At 60.0% G+C, this 17,003-nt stretch carries 16 protein-coding genes; 9 read left to right on the plus strand and 7 right to left on the minus strand.

Translation table 11 applies throughout. The features are described from left to right. Positions 1 to 3: 3 nt before the first annotated feature. The 3 genes from recF to dnaA all read right to left on the minus strand — a co-directional run bounded on the left by recF (position 4) and on the right by dnaA (position 3,830). Positions 4 to 1,128, minus strand: coding sequence for a DNA replication/repair protein RecF (gene recF / locus HOP51_RS00625; protein ID WP_234272017.1), 1,125 nt, complete (start codon positions 1,126 to 1,128; stop codon positions 4 to 6). Between the two features lie 81 nt (positions 1,129 to 1,209). After that, positions 1,210 to 2,313: a DNA polymerase III subunit beta gene (gene dnaN / locus HOP51_RS00630; RefSeq protein ID WP_234272018.1), complete on the minus strand. Its 1,104-nt coding sequence runs from the start codon at positions 2,311 to 2,313 to the stop codon at positions 1,210 to 1,212. A gap of 44 nt (positions 2,314 to 2,357) precedes the next feature. Further along, entirely contained in the window at positions 2,358 to 3,830 is a 1,473-nt protein-coding gene (dnaA, locus tag HOP51_RS00635; RefSeq protein WP_234272019.1) for a chromosomal replication initiator protein DnaA, read from the minus strand. A gap of 499 nt (positions 3,831 to 4,329) precedes the next feature. Here dnaA and rpmH point away from each other — a divergent pair, with 499 nt between their 5' ends. The 4 genes from rpmH to mnmE all read left to right on the plus strand — a co-directional run bounded on the left by rpmH (position 4,330) and on the right by mnmE (position 8,127). Then, the gene (gene rpmH, locus HOP51_RS00640; protein WP_010626003.1) at positions 4,330 to 4,464 is read left to right on the plus strand and encodes a 50S ribosomal protein L34; all 135 of its coding nucleotides are present in this window, start codon (positions 4,330 to 4,332) and stop codon (positions 4,462 to 4,464) included. A gap of 13 nt (positions 4,465 to 4,477) precedes the next feature. Continuing rightward, on the plus strand, positions 4,478 to 4,849 hold the full coding sequence (rnpA, locus tag HOP51_RS00645) for a ribonuclease P protein component (protein WP_234272020.1): 372 nt from the start codon (positions 4,478 to 4,480) through the stop codon (positions 4,847 to 4,849). 116 nt (positions 4,850 to 4,965) lie between these two features. Beyond that, positions 4,966 to 6,651, plus strand: coding sequence for a membrane protein insertase YidC (yidC, locus tag HOP51_RS00650; protein ID WP_234272021.1), 1,686 nt, complete (start codon positions 4,966 to 4,968; stop codon positions 6,649 to 6,651). 105 nt (positions 6,652 to 6,756) lie between these two features. Further along, positions 6,757 to 8,127 carry a tRNA uridine-5-carboxymethylaminomethyl(34) synthesis GTPase MnmE gene (gene mnmE / locus HOP51_RS00655; RefSeq protein ID WP_234272022.1) on the plus strand — a complete coding sequence of 457 codons (1,371 nt, stop codon included), beginning with the start codon at positions 6,757 to 6,759 and terminating at the stop codon, positions 8,125 to 8,127. A gap of 16 nt (positions 8,128 to 8,143) precedes the next feature. Here the strand turns inward: mnmE and HOP51_RS00660 are convergent, their stop codons facing one another. The 4 genes from HOP51_RS00660 to rdgB all read right to left on the minus strand — a co-directional run bounded on the left by HOP51_RS00660 (position 8,144) and on the right by rdgB (position 11,594). Beyond that, on the minus strand, positions 8,144 to 8,989 hold the full coding sequence (locus tag HOP51_RS00660; protein WP_234272023.1) for a 23S rRNA (adenine(2030)-N(6))-methyltransferase RlmJ: 846 nt from the start codon (positions 8,987 to 8,989) through the stop codon (positions 8,144 to 8,146). 88 nt (positions 8,990 to 9,077) lie between these two features. Continuing rightward, a complete protein-coding gene (locus HOP51_RS00665) occupies positions 9,078 to 9,755 on the minus strand; it encodes an OmpA family protein (RefSeq protein WP_234272024.1) in 678 nt (225 codons plus the stop codon). Between the two features lie 28 nt (positions 9,756 to 9,783). Further along, positions 9,784 to 10,983, minus strand: a complete 1,200-nt coding sequence (gene hemW, locus HOP51_RS00670) for a radical SAM family heme chaperone HemW (RefSeq protein ID WP_234272025.1) — start codon at positions 10,981 to 10,983, stop codon at positions 9,784 to 9,786. Then, positions 10,983 to 11,594, minus strand: coding sequence for an RdgB/HAM1 family non-canonical purine NTP pyrophosphatase (gene rdgB, locus HOP51_RS00675; protein WP_234272026.1), 612 nt, complete (start codon positions 11,592 to 11,594; stop codon positions 10,983 to 10,985). Before rdgB ends, hemW begins: the two co-directional genes overlap by 1 nt. A 435-nt stretch (positions 11,595 to 12,029) precedes the next feature. Here rdgB and HOP51_RS00680 point away from each other — a divergent pair, with 435 nt between their 5' ends. The 5 genes from HOP51_RS00680 (at position 12,030) to HOP51_RS00700 (ending at position 16,998) form a co-directional block, all read left to right on the plus strand. Beyond that, on the plus strand, positions 12,030 to 13,397 hold the full coding sequence (locus HOP51_RS00680) for a sigma-54 dependent transcriptional regulator (protein WP_234272027.1): 1,368 nt from the start codon (positions 12,030 to 12,032) through the stop codon (positions 13,395 to 13,397). A gap of 390 nt (positions 13,398 to 13,787) precedes the next feature. Further along, positions 13,788 to 14,459, plus strand: coding sequence for a LuxR C-terminal-related transcriptional regulator (locus HOP51_RS00685; RefSeq protein ID WP_234272028.1), 672 nt, complete (start codon positions 13,788 to 13,790; stop codon positions 14,457 to 14,459). An 825-nt stretch (positions 14,460 to 15,284) separates the two neighbouring features. Then, on the plus strand, positions 15,285 to 15,989 hold the full coding sequence (locus tag HOP51_RS00690; RefSeq protein ID WP_234272029.1) for a response regulator transcription factor: 705 nt from the start codon (positions 15,285 to 15,287) through the stop codon (positions 15,987 to 15,989). Between the two features lie 137 nt (positions 15,990 to 16,126). Next, positions 16,127 to 16,540 carry a curli production assembly/transport protein CsgE gene (locus HOP51_RS00695; protein WP_234272030.1) on the plus strand — a complete coding sequence of 138 codons (414 nt, stop codon included), beginning with the start codon at positions 16,127 to 16,129 and terminating at the stop codon, positions 16,538 to 16,540. A 29-nt stretch (positions 16,541 to 16,569) separates the two neighbouring features. Beyond that, a complete protein-coding gene (locus HOP51_RS00700) occupies positions 16,570 to 16,998 on the plus strand; it encodes a curli assembly protein CsgF (RefSeq protein ID WP_234272031.1) in 429 nt (142 codons plus the stop codon). Positions 16,999 to 17,003 lie beyond the last annotated feature (5 nt).

Here is a 17,003-nt window from a genome sequence, read left to right on the forward strand (position 1 = left end):
TGACTACTCCGTCATGAAGTCTATCTGTGCCTGGGGCACTAGCTGCCCGGTTCCAACTGGCGACTGTTTCACGTGAAACATCGCGGCTGGCGTGTGGGACTCCCAGGGGCCCACCAGGGCATCGTGTTCGACACTTGTGATGAAAGCCTGGCAACGCATCGACTCCAGCAGCCGGCAAAAGACACGCCGATGCTTAGCGTCGAGTTCGGCCGGCAGATCATCGACCAGATAAAGACAGCTGCGGCCGGTCATCCGTTCCAGCAGTCTTCCTTGCGCCAGCTTGAGCGCGCTTACCACGAGCTTTTGCTGGCCCCGTGAAAGCACCTCGATGGCAGGGCGTCGACCCAGCCGAATTCGCAGGTCGGCGCGCTGCGGACCGTTCTGGGTAAATCCCATCTGGCGATCCGTCATGCGCCCCTGCTCAAGTACGTCGAGCAGTGAACGCTGCTTGTCCCAACCTCGGGAGTAACGCAAACTCAGCGCAGGCAGCTCAATCAACCTGCTCAGCGTTTCCTCGAAGACGGGAACGAACTGGGTCATCCATTCCAGCCGCAGGGCATCGATTCGCTCGCCCCATTGGGCCAGTTCCTGCTCCCAGGCGGCCATGCTATTGGCATCCATTCTATCATGCCTGAGGAGTGCATTCCGATGCTTCAGTGCACGTTTGGCGCGCCTCCAGGCATCGTAGAAGCCGTGTTTCACGTGAAACACTCCCCAGTCGAGAAATTCGCGCCGACCGGCAGGTGGCCCCTCGAGCAGTCGAAAAGCATCGGGGTTGACCAACTGCAACGGCAAGGCCTCGATCAATTGCGCCAGGCGCGGCACTCGTTCACCACCCATGCGCATCTCAAGCTCGACCGCCTCGCGTGACCGGCGTATGCCGATAGGCATGGGAGTCTCCCCGGCCAAACGGGCGAAAAGCGTCATCTCCGGGGCCTCGTGGGAAATGACGTGTTTCAGCTGCCGGGTGCGGAAGGAGCGCCCCATGCCGAGGATGTGCAGCCCCTCGAGGAGGCTGGTCTTACCGCTGCCGTTGGGCCCCACGATCAGGTTGATGCCAGGGCTCGGCGTGAGGTCGAGCGCCTCGAGGTTCCTCAGGCCGGTAAAAGCGAGGCGATCGATCAGCATGAAGCACTATGCAGCGTACGAACGTGTCCGACTGTATCGCACGACAGCCGGGCACGGTGAGAGATGAGACCCCTGGGTACTTCAGAGACGCATGGGCATGACGACATACAGAGCATCGCCCCCGCCGGGCTCTTCCATCAAGGCGCTGCTGTTCGAATCGGCAAGTGTCATCTGCACCCGATCCTCGCCAATAACACCAAGAACATCAATGAGATAACCAACATTGAAGCCTATCTCGAGGGTTTCCCCGCCATACTCGACCGCCACGTTCTCCTCAGCCTCTTCCTGCTCGGGGTTGTTGGCCATGACCTGAAGGTTACCCTCCTGAAGATGCAGCCGAACGCCACGATACTTCTCGTTGGAGAGAATGGAAGTCCGTGAGAGCACCTGGCGCAGTTCGGTGCGATCGGCGATGAAGACCTTGTCGCCACCACGCGGCACCACGCGCTCGTAGTCGGGGAATTTCCCATCGACCAGCTTCGAGGTGAAGGTGAAATCGCCGGTATGGGCACGCACGTGGCTGGCACTCAGTGTCAGGGTCACCGGCTCGTCGCTATCGTCGAGCAGGCGCACCAGCTCGAGCACGCCCTTGCGGGGCACGATGAGCTTGCGTGCCGGTTCGACCTGGATCTCTGCAGGGCGCGAACAGACGGCGAGGCGATGGCCGTCGGTCGCGACGGTGCGCACCAGGTTGGAGCGCAGCTCCAGCAACATACCGTTGAGGTAATAGCGCACGTCCTGCTGGGCCATGGCAAAGGAGGTGGAGTCGATCAGGTGCTTGAGCGTTCCACGCGGCAGGCTGAGTTCGACATCGCCAGCGCTGTCCTCGATATTAGGGAACTCGGCGACCGGCAGGGTCGACAGGGTGAAGCGGGAACGACCGCTACGCAGCACGGCACGCCCTTCCTCCAGGCTGAACTGAAGTTCGGCCTGGTCGGGCAGCGATTTGCAGATGTCCATCAGCTTGCGGGCAGGCACGGTAACGGCACCCGGCACCTCGACCTGAGAGGCGGCCGTGCGGCCGATCAGTTCGACCTCGAGATCGGTGCCGGTCAGGGCCACCTGATCCTGATCGACCTGGATCAGCACGTTGGATAGTACCGGCAGGGTCTGGCGCCGCTCCACCACGCCAGCCACCAGTGCCAGCGGCCGGAGCAGCGCTTCGCGGGTAATGGAAAATCTCATGTCGGCTCCACGTCTAGTCCTGTAATTGGGTGTCGGGCATTGGGTCAGCTGGTCAGCAACCGCAGCAGGTTCTTGTAATCCTCACGGATATCGGCACTTTCTTCTTGCAGCGCCTGAACCTTGCGACAGGCATGCAGCACCGTGGTGTGATCACGCCCACCGAAGGCATCGCCGATTTCCGGCAGGCTATGATTGGTCAGTTCCTTGGCCAGTGCCATGGCCACCTGCCGAGGCCGCGCCACCGAGCGCGAACGCCGCTTGGAGAGCAGGTCAGCCAGCTTGATCTTGTAGTACTCGGCAACGGTGCGCTGGATATTGTCAACGCCCACCTGCTTGTCCTGCAGCGCCAGCAGGTCCTTCAGCGACTCGCGGATGAAGTCCTGGGTGATCGGCTTGCCCATGAAGTGGGAGTCGGCGATGACTTTCTTCAGCGCCCCTTCGAGTTCGCGCACGTTGGAGCGGATCTTCTGGGCAATGAAGAAGGCGGCATCGTGCGGCAGATCCACCTTGGCCTGGTCCGCCTTCTTCATCAGGATGGCGACCCGGGTTTCCAGTTCAGGCGGTTCGATGGCCACGGTCAGCCCCCAGCCGAAGCGCGACTTGAGACGCTCCTCGACACCGCTGATCTCCTTGGGGTAGCGGTCCGAGGTGAGAATCATCTGCTGGCCACCCTCGAGCAGGGCATTGAAAGTATGGAAGAACTCCTCCTGGGAGCGCTCCTTGCCGGCAAAGAACTGGATGTCGTCGATCAGCAGCGCATCGACACTACGGTAGAAGCGCTTGAAGTCGTTGATGGCGTTGAGCTGCAGCGCCTTGACCATGTCCGCCACGAAACGCTCGGAATGCAGGTAAACGACACGAGCATTCTCGCGCCGCGCCGCCAGAGCGTTGCCCACGGCGTGCATCAGGTGGGTCTTGCCCAGGCCGACGCCACCATAGAGAAAGAGCGGGTTGTAGGCGCCGCCGGGGTTCTCGGAGACCTGTCGCGAGGCAGCCCGGGCCAACTGGTTGGACTTGCCCTCGACAAAGGTTTCGAAGGTGAAGCTGGGGTTGAGGCCGCTGTTGTGCTTCAAGCTGCCTTCGACTTGCACCTCACGTTCCGCGCCGGAGCGGCGTGACGAGGCCCCCTCCTCGCGCAGCTGGTCGATTTCGCGCTCGTCACCGATATCGCCACGCGGCGGCACCTGAACCGCTGGCGACAGGGGCGAGTGGGGGTTGGCCGAGACAGGAGCTCCCAGGTCGCGCGGCTGCGGCTTGACTGCCGCCGCCTGGCGGCTACCCACGGTCAGCACCACACGCGGCGGCTTGGCAGGTGACAGATCCCTGAGCAGCTCGTTGATACGCTTGGCATACTTGTCGCCAACCCAGTCGCGAACGAAGCGATTGGGTGCCAGCAGACGCAGCTCGTTGGCGCCCCCCTCCTCGGCTTGGAGCGGACGAATCCAAGTATTGAACTGCTGGGCGTTCAGCTCGTCCTGCAGGTAATCCAGACACTGTTGCCAGAGAGCAAGAGACACTCGACCTCACCATACCCGTTGATGCATGACCGGCCATTGTATCCTTCGGCCGGCGGGTTATCCACATGCCAGGCAATGCCGAACGCTCCTGTGGAAAACGTCATCACGACTGGCTACGGGTTCCCCTTGGCTTCGCTACACATGGGGGAAGCCGATTTCTCAAACCACCACCCAGCCAGCCCCACCCACTGCCTGGCCACTGTTTACAAAAGGCTTTTCCACATACCAAAATCCAATCTATCCTATTGTTTCAAATATGGTTTTATTACTTATCAACAGTTATCGCCCACAGTATTAACCACAATAACCCACAAAAAACAGGAAATTACGCCGTTCACCGGCCCCGCTTCCACTCGCGGCATGGAGCGTAACAATTGCGTCGGGCTGCCGAAGTCTCTACAATTTCCGGTCTTGAACCGAATCTGTCCTTGGTTCCTGTCGGGAGCCAGGGCGTTCCTGTAACGACGTACCGTCAAAAACCACGTGGGAATCGAGTGTTATGAAACGTACTTTTCAACCCAGCGTTCTGAAGCGCAAGCGTGTCCACGGCTTCCGTGCACGCATGGCTACCAAGAATGGTCGTGCCGTTCTGGCCCGCCGCCGCGCCAAGGGCCGCAAGCGTCTGAGCGCCTGATAGCGGATTGCGCGTGTCCGGTCATGGTTTCCCCAAGCAGTTGCGCTTGCTGACTGCCGGGAATTATCGATACGTTTTCGATCACGCTACATTCAAGGTACATGGCAAGGGGCTGATGGCCCTGGCGTGCCCCAATGGACTGGACCACCCCCGCCTTGGCCTGGTCATCAGCAAGAAGAACGTCCGCAGGGCCGTGGACCGCAACCGCCTCAAGCGGTTGACTCGTGAATCCATTCGTCTTCAGCAATGCTCGCTACCCGCTGTCGATATCGTCCTGCTGGCGCGGCGAGGCGCGAGCGAGCTGGACAAGGCCATGCTGCATCGCCAGCTTTTCGGCATGTGGCGGCGCCTGGAGCGTGATGCACGAAAAGCGATGACCTCCTGACCGGATGCGGTACTCGTCTCCGCCCTGATAGCCTGCTCGGCAGGCTATCGCCCTCTTTCACATGGCAGCGGATTTCGTTCCAGCGGCATGTTCACTACCCACCGGGCAGAACCCTCATGGACGTAAAACGACTCCTATTGCTGATTCCACTGGCCGTGCTCACCTATCTGTTGGTCGTGCAGTGGAACCAGGACTATGGCCAGGTTGCTCCTGAGCCCGAAGCTCCCACCATCACGGCACCGGCACCTGGTGAAGCGCAAGCGCCCGACGATGATGGCCTGGCGGTTCCCGCCGCTCCGCAAGCAGAGCGCGACGTGGCAAGCGAAATGCCAGCCGAGACGGAGCAGCCGAGCGGAACGCGCGACCTGATCGCCGTCGTGACCGACGTACTCGACGTTCGCATCGATCCCCAGGGCGGCGACATCGTCTATGCGGCCCTGCCGCAGCACCGCATGACGCTGGGTTCCGATCGTCCCTACGTGCTGCTCTCGGACAACGAGACTCGCAGCTACGTGGCCCGCTCCGGCCTGCAGGTGGATGGTCACGGAGGCCGCATCGCATTCACCCCGGAGTCCACCAGCTATCGGCTGGCCGACGGCGAAGGCCGCCTCGACGTCAATCTGCACGGCGAAGTGAACGGAGTCGACGTCATCAAGCGCTTCTCCTTCGCGCGCGGCAGCTACGCCGTCGACGTCAGCTACTACCTGGCCAATAACACCGAACAACCGGTCACCGCACGCTTCATCGGCCAACTGGCGCGGGACAACAGTCCCGACCCCTCCAGCGGCGTGGCCATGGGCATGAGCTCCTACCTGGGCGCCGCCTACTCGTCGCCGGACGAGCGCTACCAGAAAATCGGGTTCGACGACATCCAGCGCGGTCGCTTCAACAACCGTGATGTCCAGGGCGGTTGGGTCGCCATCATCCAGCACTATTTCGTCTCGGCCTGGGCACCGCCGCAGAACCAGCAGAACCTGCAGTACGCCACCACCGATTCGCGCAATCGCAACGTGGCGGCGTTCGCCGGCCCGGTGACCACGGTGGCGGCGGAAGGGGAAGCCCGCCTGGGCGCCACGCTCTACGTGGGCCCCAAGGTTCAGGACTACCTAGAACAAGTGGCGCCCCACCTGCGCCTGACCGTCGATTTCGGCTGGCTGTGGTTCATCGCCAACCCGCTGTTCTGGCTGCTCGACCAGATCCACAGCCTGATCGGCAACTGGGGCTGGTCCATCGTGCTGCTGACCGTTCTGGTCAAGCTGGCCATGTGGCCGCTCTCCGCCAAGGCCTACAAGTCCATGGCCCGCATGCGCAAGCTGGGCCCCGAGATGCAGCGCCTCAAGGAGCAGTACGGCGACGACCGTCAGAAGATGTCCCAGGAGATGATGAAGTTCTACCAGAAGGAGAAAATCAATCCTCTGGGCGGCTGTCTGCCGATTCTGGTGCAGATGCCGGTGTTCATCGCCCTGTACTGGATGCTTCTGGAATCGGTGGAGCTGCGCCATGCGCCCTTCATGTTCTGGATTCAGGACCTGTCGATGAAGGATCCCTACTTCATCCTGCCGATCCTGATGGGGGCTTCGATGTTCGTGCAGCAGTTGCTCAACCCGACACCGCCCGACCCCATGCAGGCGAAGATCATGAAGATGCTGCCGATCGTCTTCACCTTCTTCTTCCTTTGGTTCCCGGCCGGCCTGGTCATCTACTGGGTGGTCAACAACATCATCTCGATCGCCCAGCAGTATGTGATCACGCGCAAGATCGAGAACGACCCAAGCGTCGGCAAAGGGGTGAAGGCGAAGTAATCTCGCCCCCGAACGACACCAGACCCCTGCCTCGGCAGGGGTCTGGCGTTTGTGCCGTGTGAAACGGACAATGCCGCCATACCGCTGCAATCGAGAGGATGCCGCATGGCCGACAGGCTCTATCAGCAGGACACCATCGTCGCGCTGGCCACCCCGCCCGGGCGTGGTGGCGTCGGCATCATCCGCGTCTCGGGCCCTCTGTGCGCGGCGATCGCCGAAGCCGTGGTAGGTCATTGCCCCGAGCCGCGGCGCGCCCATTACGGCCCCTTCCGTGGCGTCTCGGTGACGATCGACGAGGGCATCGCCCTCTATTTCACCGGGCCCCACTCCTTCACCGGCGAGGACGTGCTGGAGCTACAAGGCCACGGCGGCCCGGTGATCATGGACCTGCTATTGGAGCGCTGCGTGCAGCTCGGTGCCCGCCTGGCCCAGCCGGGGGAATTCTCCGAGCGCGCCTTCCTCAACGACAAGCTCGACCTGGCCCAGGCCGAGGCCATCGCCGACCTGATCGAAGCCAGCTCGCGCGCCGCCGCCGAGAACGCCCTGCGCTCGCTTCAGGGGGAGTTCTCACGACGGGTGGAAGCGTTGGTGCAGCGGCTGATCGAGCTACGCATGTACGTAGAGGCGGCCATCGATTTCCCCGAAGAGGAGATCGACTTCCTCGCTGATGGCAAGGTGGCCGAGATGCTCGGCGCGGTCCAGACGGAACTCGTCGAAGTACGCGCCGCCGCCGGCCAGGGCGCGCTGATGCGCGAAGGGATGAGCGTGGTGATCGCGGGCCGCCCCAATGCCGGCAAGTCGAGCCTGCTCAATGCTCTCACTGAGCAGGAGACCGCCATCGTCACCGAGATCGCCGGTACTACCCGCGACGTGCTGCGCGAACACATCCATCTGGACGGCATGCCGCTACACGTGATCGATACCGCCGGACTGCGCGACACACCGGATGCGGTCGAGCGGATCGGTGTGGCCCGCGCCTGGGCCGAGATCGAGAAGGCCGACCGTGTGCTGCTGATGGTGGACGCCGCCACTACCGACGCCACCGATCCCATGGCGATCTGGCCCGAGTTCGTCGCGCGCTTGCCCGACCCCTCCCGCCTGACCCTGGTGCGCAACAAGATCGATGCCAGCCACGAGGCGCCGACGGCGGACTTGTCCACATCCCCGCCAGTGATTCGGCTCTCCGCGCGCACCGGAGAGGGTGTGGATAACCTGAAGGAGCATCTCAAGACGGTGATGGGCTACTCCGCCACCACCGAGGGACGCTTCTCGGCACGGCGAAGGCACCTCGATGCCCTCGACCGGGCGCAGCGCGCGCTCAGCAACGGCGAGGCGCAGTTGTCCGGTTATGGCGCCGGCGAACTGCTGGCGGAGGATTTGCGCGACGCCCAACAGGCGCTGGGCGAGATCACCGGTGAGTTCAGCGCCGACGACCTCTTGGGCGAGATCTTCGGCAGCTTCTGTATCGGCAAGTAGCCGGCCCTGTCAGCCCCTACTCCTCCACCCACCAGCCGCCGCCATAGCGGGTCGTCTCGCCCAGCAGCGGCGTGAGCCGCACCATGGCGGCGGCGAGGCGCTCTTCCAACCCCCAGGGCGGATTTACCACCAGCATGCCGCTGCCGTACATGCCGCGCTCCTCGCCCGGCTCGCGCAGCGTCAGTTCGCTGCGCCAGATCTTGCGCAGGCCGCCGTCGCGCAGCCGCTCGAGTAGCTCGAGGTGACGCGCCGCCGGTAGCAGCGGATACCACACCAGCACGGCGGCATGACGCACCTTGCGCATCGCCGCCAGCAGCGTCTCGGCGACTTCGCCATACTCCGCCTTGCGCTCGTAGCTGGGATCGACCAGCACGCACAGGCGTGGCGTGGCCACCGGCAGGCCGGCGAGCAGGCCGGCCAGACCGTCGGCATGGAGCCTCCTGACGTTGGCGGGAAGCCGCTGCAGGGCCAGACGCTCGTGCTCTCCCCGATGAAGCTCGAACAACTGCAACCGATCGTTCTGACGCAGCCGCTGGCCTAGCCACCAGGGCGAGCCGGGGTATTGCTCTAACCGGTGAGAATCGGGCTGCACGCTGGCGATCGCCTCGAGCCAGCTCGCCAGCAGCGGATCATCGGCCAGCCCTCGGCGCGCCTCCCAGAGCGGCAGCACACCCTGGCGGTATTCCCCTAGGCGCTGGGTCTCGCTGGCGTCCAGTGGGTAGAGGCCACGGCCGGCATGGGTATCGACGAAGGTGATCGGCGCTGCCTTGTGCAGCAGATGATCGACGACCGCATGCACGGTGAGATGCTTGTGGACATCGGCAAAGTTGCCGGCGTGATAGGCATGCTGGTAGGAGAGCATGTCGGGTCAACCGTCTGTCGTGAATAACGTGGAAAAGCCTGGGCCCGCCAGCGAGTGGCGGGCCCAGGCAGTAGCGTCGCGCAGCCGCTTACTGGAACTGCGACTCGATCGGCGACAGAGTGATCTCGACGCGACGGTTCTGGGCACGGCCCTCTTCCGTATTATTGCTGGCGATTGGCTGGCTGGGCCCGTAGCCGGTCATGTAGAGGCGGTTGCGCACCACCCCGGACTGGGCCAGGTAGTTACCGACCGACTCGGCCCGCCGCTCGGAGAGCTGCTGGTTGTAGCTGACGCTGCCGGTGCTGTCGGTATGGCCGGCGATGTTGACCCGGGTGTCGGTGTATTGGGTCAGCACGTTGGCCACGTCGTTGAGAGCATTGCGCGCCTGCACGGTCAGTTCGCTGGAGTCGAAGCCAAAGGTCACGCTGCTCGGCATGTTGAGCACGATGTCGTCACCACGCCGCTCCACCTCGACTCCTGTGCCGCGCATGCTCTCGCGCAGTTGTTGCTCCTGGCGATCCATGTAGACGCCAATGCCGGCACCTGCCGCTGCACCTACGGCCGCGCCGATCAGCGCACGGTCGCGACGGCTGGTGCTGCCGCTGCCGGAAAGTGCGCCGGCGGCGGCACCCACGGCCGCGCCGACGCCGGCACCGGTCATGGTGCTGGAACGCTGGGTCTGGCCCGAGTAAGGGTCGGTCGTGGCGCAGCCGGCCACCAGGATGGCAGCCGCCAGAGGAACAACGAGTCGGGAAGCTTTGAACATGGACACTCTCCAGGTCAGGGAAACGCGATCATTCTGCGCCGGACTCGCTCACGAGCGCCAGCAGCTCGTTCAAGAATAATAGACCTTGGGGCGAAGCCTGAAGCCTCTGCGCATCTTCCACGAGAAGTCCTTTATTCCGCGCCGTCTCGAGCCGCCGCTCCAGAACCGCAAGAGGCCGCGCCGTATGCGCCGGCCAGTCGCGCATGGCCACGCCTTCGACCAGGCGCAGTGCGTTCATGGCGAACTCCAGCGGCAGCTCGTCGTCGCCGACTTCGATGTGACCGGCGACGAAGCCGCGAGGATCATGGCGACGCCGCAAGTAGGCTTCGGGCTGGCGCGCCTTCCAGCGCCGTTCGATCCGCAGCCGTCCCGACTCGTCGAAGCCACTCAGCTTACCGTGACTGCCGGCACCGATGCCCAGGTAGTCGCCGAAGCACCAGTAGTTGAGGTTGTGCCGCGAACGCCGGCCCGGCCGCGCATAGGCAGAAATCTCGTAGCGCACGAAGCCCGCTGCCTCCAGCCGCTCGTGGCCCAGATCCTGGATGTCCCACAACATCTCCTCCTCCGGCAGCGCCGGTGGCCTGGAGTGGAACTCGGTGTTGGGCTCGAGCGTCAGTTGGTACCAGGAGAGATGCTCGGGTGCGAGCGCCAGAGCGCGCTCCAGGTCGTCCAGGGCCAGTTCGGGGGTCTGCTCTGGCAGGCCGTGCATCAGGTCGAGGTTGAGATTGTCGAAGCCGGCAGCACGCGCCTCTTCGATCGCCGCCACGGCGTCCTCACCGCTATGGATGCGGCCCAAGGCCGCCAGTTGGGTCGGCTGGAAGCTCTGTACGCCGAGCGACAAGCGATTGATACCGGCCCGACGATAGCCGGCAAAGCGCCCACGCTCCAGCGTGCCGGGATTGGCTTCCAGAGTGATCTCGATGTCCTCGGCAAGCGGCAGGCGCCGGACCAACCCATCGAGGAAGCGCTCGTAGAAGCCTGCCGACATCAGGCTCGGCGTGCCGCCACCGATGAAGATGCTGCCGAGCCGACGGCCAGCCGCCAGCGGTAAGTCGGCGTCGAGGTCGTCGAGCAAGGCCGCCAGATATTCGGCTTCCGGCAGTTCAGCGGCTCTGCCCACACCATGGGAATTGAAATCGCAGTAGGGACACTTACGCACGCACCAGGGTACATGCACGTAGAGCGCCAGCGGCGGCAGTGCCGATGCGTCTCGAGTCAGGCCGGTCATCAGCGTTGGGACGCCTCGCGCAGCGCAGCGACCATGGCCTCGAGAGCCCGGCCGCGGTGGCTCAGGCGATTCTTCTCCTCGGCCGCAAGCTCGGCGACGCTCAGGCCAAGCTCAGGCAGCCAGAACAGCGGATCGTAGCCGAACCCACCCTCACCACGAGGCCGCTCGAGGATCTCTCCTTCCCAACTGCGCTGAACGATCAGCGGCACCGGGTCGTCGGCATGACGCAGGTAGACGAGGGCACACCAATAGCGCGCGCTGCGCTGATGACCGGAAAGGCCATCCAGGGCCTCGAGCAGCTTGGCATTGTTGCGTACATCGCTCTTGGGCTCGCCAGCGTAGCGTGCCGAATAGATACCCGGCTGCCCCGACAGGGCATCGACCTCGAGTCCCGAATCGTCGGCCAAGGCGGGCAGGCCACTGCTGCGACTGGCCTCGCGCGCCTTGAGCAGAGCATTCTCGACAAAGGTGAGGCCGGTTTCCTCGACGTCGAACACGCCGTATTCCGATTGAGGCCGGATACGTAAGCCAAGGGCCGCGAAAAGCTGACTGAATTCCCGAATCTTGCCGGGGTTACCGCTGGCCAGTACCAGCTCATCGGTAGGGGACACGATGCCTCCTCGCTAAAAGAAGTACAGCAGGCAATCATTTTACACGAGCCGGGACCTGGGCTGAACCAATCTCTCTTCCGGCCCGTGGCTGGCGTTCCGCAATAGGAGGCCAGGAACAGGTGACAAAGCCAATACGGCACATTGGACGGGCAGGCTTGTTGTACGCATTTCTGTAACCTATCTTTACATCCAACCTCGAGGCGATGCCCTGCAGGACATCACTGCAAAATTGCCGTGATGCCAGGCACCGGAAGCGCACAAGCCTTCACGCAACCGCTGGACCAACGAGGTTACATCAAGCAATGACGTTTAATCAGTGAAGCCTGTATGGCCATGGCACAGGATTATCTAATTTAGAAAACGTATCGGCAACGTAAAGAAAAGATACCCAACGCTTGCTTTAATATCGAAGGTTTCGTAAAGGGACGAGCGATAATGGATAACAAGGCAAGACTCTTGATGGTCGGCTCGCTGGGCAACGACCAGCTAGAGTTCGTTGAGCGCATGGAAGAAAAAGGCTGGCACATCAGCACGGTAGATAGCCTGTTCCAGGCGGCGACTCGGCTCAACGAAACCGAACATGAAGCGGGCATTCTTTGCCTGCATGAAAGCCATGAAGACCTTGGCCAGATCGAGCGACTCGTCACTCGCTCGGACATGGAGTGGATGGCGCTATTGCGCGAACCGGCACTCGACGACCCGGTGCTGTGCAAGTTCCTGGGTAATGCCTTCATGGCTTTTCAGTCGGAGCCCATCGACATCAATCAGATTGATTGCCTCATGCAACATGCCACGGCCATGAAGCGGCTCAGGACCGAGAAGAACGCTGCCAAGCCCCAGGAGACGGAGTTCGAGATGGTGGGGACCGTACCCGCCATGCAGAAAGTGTTCGACACCATCCGGCGTGTCGCCTCCGTCGATGCACCCGTACTCATCAGCGGCGAATCAGGAACGGGTAAGGAGCTTGCCGCCCGTGCCATTCACGCCCGATCGATGCGCGCTTCGGCGCCCTTCGTCGCAGTAAACTGTGGCGCCTTGCCCAGCAACCTTATTCAGTCCAAGCTATTCGGACACGAAAAGGGCACTTTCACCGGAGCCAGCCAGCAGAAGATCGGGCAGATCGAGGCGGCGGCGGGGGGGATACTATTCCTGGATGAAATAGGGGATCTCTCCCTGGAGCTGCAGGTCAACCTACTAAGGTTTCTGGAGGAAAAAACCATCCAGCGCATCGGCGCCCTCGACGAGATCCATATCGACGTCCGTATTCTATCCGCCACCCACGTGAATCTCGAGAAAGCCGTGGAGGAAGGTCGCTTCCGTGAGGATCTCTATCATCGGCTCAACGTGCTTCAGGTCGATATTCCTCCGCTCAGGGAGCGCCAGGAGGATATCGAGATCCTGGCCAAGTTCTTCTTCGACAAGTTCATCACAGAAAAATCCATGATGGTTCGCGGCTTCCGCCAAGAGGCCCTGGCACTCATGCGTCAATATCACTGGCCAGGCAATATCCGCGAGCTGATCAACCGGGTGCGTCGTGCCATGATCATGTGCGAGCAGCGCCTGATCAAGCCCGCCGACCTAGGGCTGGAGCGACGAACCTTGAACCGATACCTCGTCACTCTCGAGGAGGTACGCAATAATGCGGAAAAGGAAGCATTGATCTGCGCCCTGCGGCGCAACAAGCACAAGGTCAAGAAGGCGGCCGATGAGCTGGGCGTGTCCCGTGTGACCCTCTACCGCCTCATGGAGAAGCATCAACTGACGCGTAATAGCGACACTTCCATTTCCCTCTCGTCCGCCTGACGCCTCCCCCAGGAGTTCCATGCTCCGTACCGTCGGTATATCCCGGTGCGGGTGTAGCCTCACATTAGATTCGGCTACGTCACATTTTCGGATTTAAAAAATAGTTAAATAAGAATTCATTGAAGGACTCGTCAGTAGAAAGAAGGGAAACAGCCATGCAACCAGCTGTTGTATATGTATTTCTCTCGTGCCGCATGAGTCTGTAAGAGTACTTCCATCAGCAGGCTGGTACCAGCAGGATGGAACCGATCAGCAAAAAATAGATCCAACGAGAATAAATACTGACTTCCATATGAAAAAGATATATTAACAACTTAGTCATTTATGATCGAGACTCCCATACGCAAGGGGTTTTTACATTTACAGATTCGAATAAAGGGAGGTGCGAGCATGACAACCACTGATTACCGAATTCTTCTCGTTACCGCCATAAACCCTCAATCGAAGCTGTTCATCGAACACCTGCAACATCAGATCGGCCATGAAATCATTGCTGTCGGCACCGAAGCCATGCCCTCCATGGCGGACGATGAGATGGTACTGGTGATTCTGGATCTGGATCACTTGAGCGAGGCGAGCATGCAGAAATGGCACAACGCCGCGGATGGCAAGGAAAACGCCAGCCTTGCCGCATTCAATGTCCGTGACGAAAGGCACGCCGTCGAACTGCTTTCCTTGCTCAATCTACAAGGTATCTTTTACCTAAATGACAGCGTCGAGCTGATCTGCAAGGGAATCGAAGCACTTCGCAGCGGGAACCTATGGATGTCTCGCACCTTGATGTCACGCATGATCCAGCTCCTGCGCCGGCAGCAGATGAATTCCTATCGTCCCGCATGCGGCTTGACGCAGCGCGAGCTGGAAATCATCGGTTTGCTCGGTACTGGAGCCACCAATTCGGAAATTGCCAAAAAACTATTCGTCAGTGAGCATACCGTAAAATCCCATCTCTACAATATCTTCAGAAAAATCAAGGTGCACAACCGTCTACAAGCCATGCACTGGGCAAGAAGGAACCTGTTCATCGTTCCCCCCAGCTACAAGCGGGAATCGAGGCACTGACCGGTCGGGAAAGCAGAAGCATGTTGAGTGCTCCTAACCATGACGCTCATGCACTTCGCTCGGATTGGTCCTAGAAAAACCGTTTCTTCTCGCCTTTTTATCTGTTGCACATGCAGAATCCATGGTCGCAGGATAGATGAATTTTTCTAGTCAAGGGACGGCTTTCCTGAGCAGGTTCATCAGAAAAAGTTTCGCCAATATTCCAACTATTTTCCAAGAACCCTCAACGCAAGGCACAAGCTATTCAATCCCATTGCTTTAAGCAAAAAAACATCAAGCAACCAATTGTTGCACTACAGCAAGACAGAAAAGTGTGGGAGATACCACTCTCTCAGACAACCTTGGACTAATAGCCTGCTTATGTTTCGCATGAAAATTTCAAAGCTTCACAAGTGTCAGCCATATGAAACATGTTCTAAGCAGAAAAGGCATTATTTCCAGCTATCACAGGGAGCTGCGACCATAGTCTGGTAGTGTATCCTTCGTGAAACAGAAGAGAGAAGTCGCAAGGAGGCTCCGTAGGCTTTACTTAAACTACCCTTTAAAAAATCGTAACAATTCGGCCTTTCAAGTGAATTTTATTCAAGAAGATTTCATTTTCTACGAAATGTATCGATCTTTCAAGAAACCCATTTCCTTTATACCTCATTGAAAAACATATTTTTATACTCATAAGGATGAGATATCTCATCCCACCCAACTAAAAAATACATGCCGAAACATAGCTTTACATAGTGACTCTAATTGAACCAAGCTATCCCGTGCTTTCCATGAGGTTTGAAGAAGATCACTCCAAGAAAAGCATACTTTTTAGGAGACAACGGCATGGAACTTGGAAGAGGGATTATCCTGCTAGCTACCGAAAGCAACCCACAAACTCAGCTCTTTGTCGGTTACGTTCATCAGCAATTGCAGCGTGACTTGTATATCGTATCACCAGAAACGCCTAGTGAAGCATTCGGCCTCGTTGGAGAAGACAGCGACTCGCGAACAGTCGTCCTATTGGACCTCGATCATCTCGAAGAGACGACCATGCAGGAATGGCAGGCACAGTATCACCAGCAGCCGGGCTGGATATTGACGGCCTTCAATCTCAGGAATGAAGACCATGCAGCTCAGCTGTTGAGTCTCATGCAGCTGAAAGGCGTCTTTTACCGTAGCGACAGCCTCGAGCTGATCTGCAAGGGCCTTCAGCTCCTGCTGGCTGGAGATTTCTGGCTGTCGCGCTCCCTGATGACACGCTTGATTGACTTTTATCGTCGTCAGCAGATCAACTGCTACCGTCCCGCTTGCGGCATTACGCAGCGCGAGCTGGAAATCATCGGCCTGCTTGGCTCCGGCGCTTCCAACACCGAAATTGCCGAACTCCTTTACGTAAGTGAACATACGGTGAAATCGCACCTCTATAACATCTTTCGCAAGATCAATGTCAACAACCGCATGCAGGCCGTGAACTGGGCCCGGCAGAACCTGGGACCTCCTCCCCCGCTGGCGCTCCAACGGTACGACAGAGTCTCACCCAGTCACTGATTCGAGAGCGAAGGACAATGGCTTTCTTTCGCAAGAAATCTCCAATGGCCCTTTTCCTAGTGGCACTTGGTTCCCTTTCCTTGGCCGAGGTGGAGACACCAAGTTCCAGCCTGCCCGCAGCCCCAAGGGAGCCGCAGATGTCTCAAGGCACAATCGAAGAGGAAGAAGCGCTGGAAGAGGGAGAGGCAACGGAAGAGCTGTCGCGTCAGTTCCGCCTGGGCGAGCCCGGATTGTCAGGTGTGATCGTCGATCGCACCATCACCATGATGGGCAAGACTTTCTACCGGAGTTTCAGCCAGTTGAGCTCAGAAAGCCACATTCTGTCCAGCACGACCCTGTCCGTGCACGAGCGCCCCGATGCGCGCTGGGGAAGTCAGGTCTGGGTCGCGGAGAACAATCGCATTCTCTTCCAGGCCGCGCTCCCACCCCGGCTGAGCGATATCGACCGATATGCCGAAGTAGCCGTGGAACAGGTGGAGCAGCTCCTCGTGCAACGCAGCATCATGCAGGCGCTCGAGAGCGACCCGGACCTGGCCGACGAGGAAATCTAGCGGAAAGGATGTACTAGAAGGAGAACACCATGAAGCATCCACGTTCACTACTGCTGAAGCTCTCTCTTGTCGGGTTGTTCCTATCCTGCTCGGTAGGTGCCCAGGCAGGGGAACTCATCTATCGTCCCATCAACCCTTCGTTCGGAGGGGACCCCCTGCTGGGCAACCACCTGCTCAACAAGGCTCAGGCACAGGATACGCACAAGGATCCCAACGCCCCGGACTTCGGTCGCTTCTCCGAGGTTGACTTCTTTCTTCAGGACCTGCGTGCCGACCTCATCAATCGCGCCATCGACGATGCCCTCGACCCCAACAACCCCGGGGGAAGCGAAAGCGTCATCGACAATTCTTCGCTCAACGTCAGGTTCGTCAATGTAGGTGGCGGCGCTTTCCAGATGGTGATCACCGACAAGAGAACGAACGAAGTGACACGCATCGATTTCGGAACGCCATTTTAAGGGGC

Origin of the sequence: Billgrantia zhangzhouensis, assembly GCF_021404465.1 — a bacterium.
Taxonomy (GTDB): Bacteria; Pseudomonadota; Gammaproteobacteria; order Pseudomonadales; family Halomonadaceae; genus Halomonas; species Halomonas zhangzhouensis.

What these genes read in the sequence shown, in the direction of transcription:
- recF (WP_234272017.1), bottom strand. Translation starts at nt 1,128, where the DNA reads ATGCTGATCGATCGCCTCGCTTTTACCGGCCTGAGGAACCTCGAGGCG.
- dnaN (WP_234272018.1), bottom strand. Translation starts at nt 2,313, where the DNA reads ATGAGATTTTCCATTACCCGCGAAGCGCTGCTCCGGCCGCTGGCACTG.
- rpmH (WP_010626003.1), top strand. Translation starts at nt 4,330, where the DNA reads ATGAAACGTACTTTTCAACCCAGCGTTCTGAAGCGCAAGCGTGTCCAC.
- yidC (WP_234272021.1), top strand. Translation starts at nt 4,966, where the DNA reads ATGGACGTAAAACGACTCCTATTGCTGATTCCACTGGCCGTGCTCACC.
- mnmE (WP_234272022.1), top strand. Translation starts at nt 6,757, where the DNA reads ATGGCCGACAGGCTCTATCAGCAGGACACCATCGTCGCGCTGGCCACC.
- HOP51_RS00660 (WP_234272023.1), bottom strand. Translation starts at nt 8,989, where the DNA reads ATGCTCTCCTACCAGCATGCCTATCACGCCGGCAACTTTGCCGATGTC.
- HOP51_RS00665 (WP_234272024.1), bottom strand. Translation starts at nt 9,755, where the DNA reads ATGTTCAAAGCTTCCCGACTCGTTGTTCCTCTGGCGGCTGCCATCCTG.
- hemW (WP_234272025.1), bottom strand. Translation starts at nt 10,983, where the DNA reads ATGACCGGCCTGACTCGAGACGCATCGGCACTGCCGCCGCTGGCGCTC.
- HOP51_RS00680 (WP_234272027.1), top strand. Translation starts at nt 12,030, where the DNA reads ATGGATAACAAGGCAAGACTCTTGATGGTCGGCTCGCTGGGCAACGAC.
- HOP51_RS00685 (WP_234272028.1), top strand. Translation starts at nt 13,788, where the DNA reads ATGACAACCACTGATTACCGAATTCTTCTCGTTACCGCCATAAACCCT.
- HOP51_RS00690 (WP_234272029.1), top strand. Translation starts at nt 15,285, where the DNA reads ATGGAACTTGGAAGAGGGATTATCCTGCTAGCTACCGAAAGCAACCCA.
- HOP51_RS00695 (WP_234272030.1), top strand. Translation starts at nt 16,127, where the DNA reads ATGTCTCAAGGCACAATCGAAGAGGAAGAAGCGCTGGAAGAGGGAGAG.
- HOP51_RS00700 (WP_234272031.1), top strand. Translation starts at nt 16,570, where the DNA reads ATGAAGCATCCACGTTCACTACTGCTGAAGCTCTCTCTTGTCGGGTTG.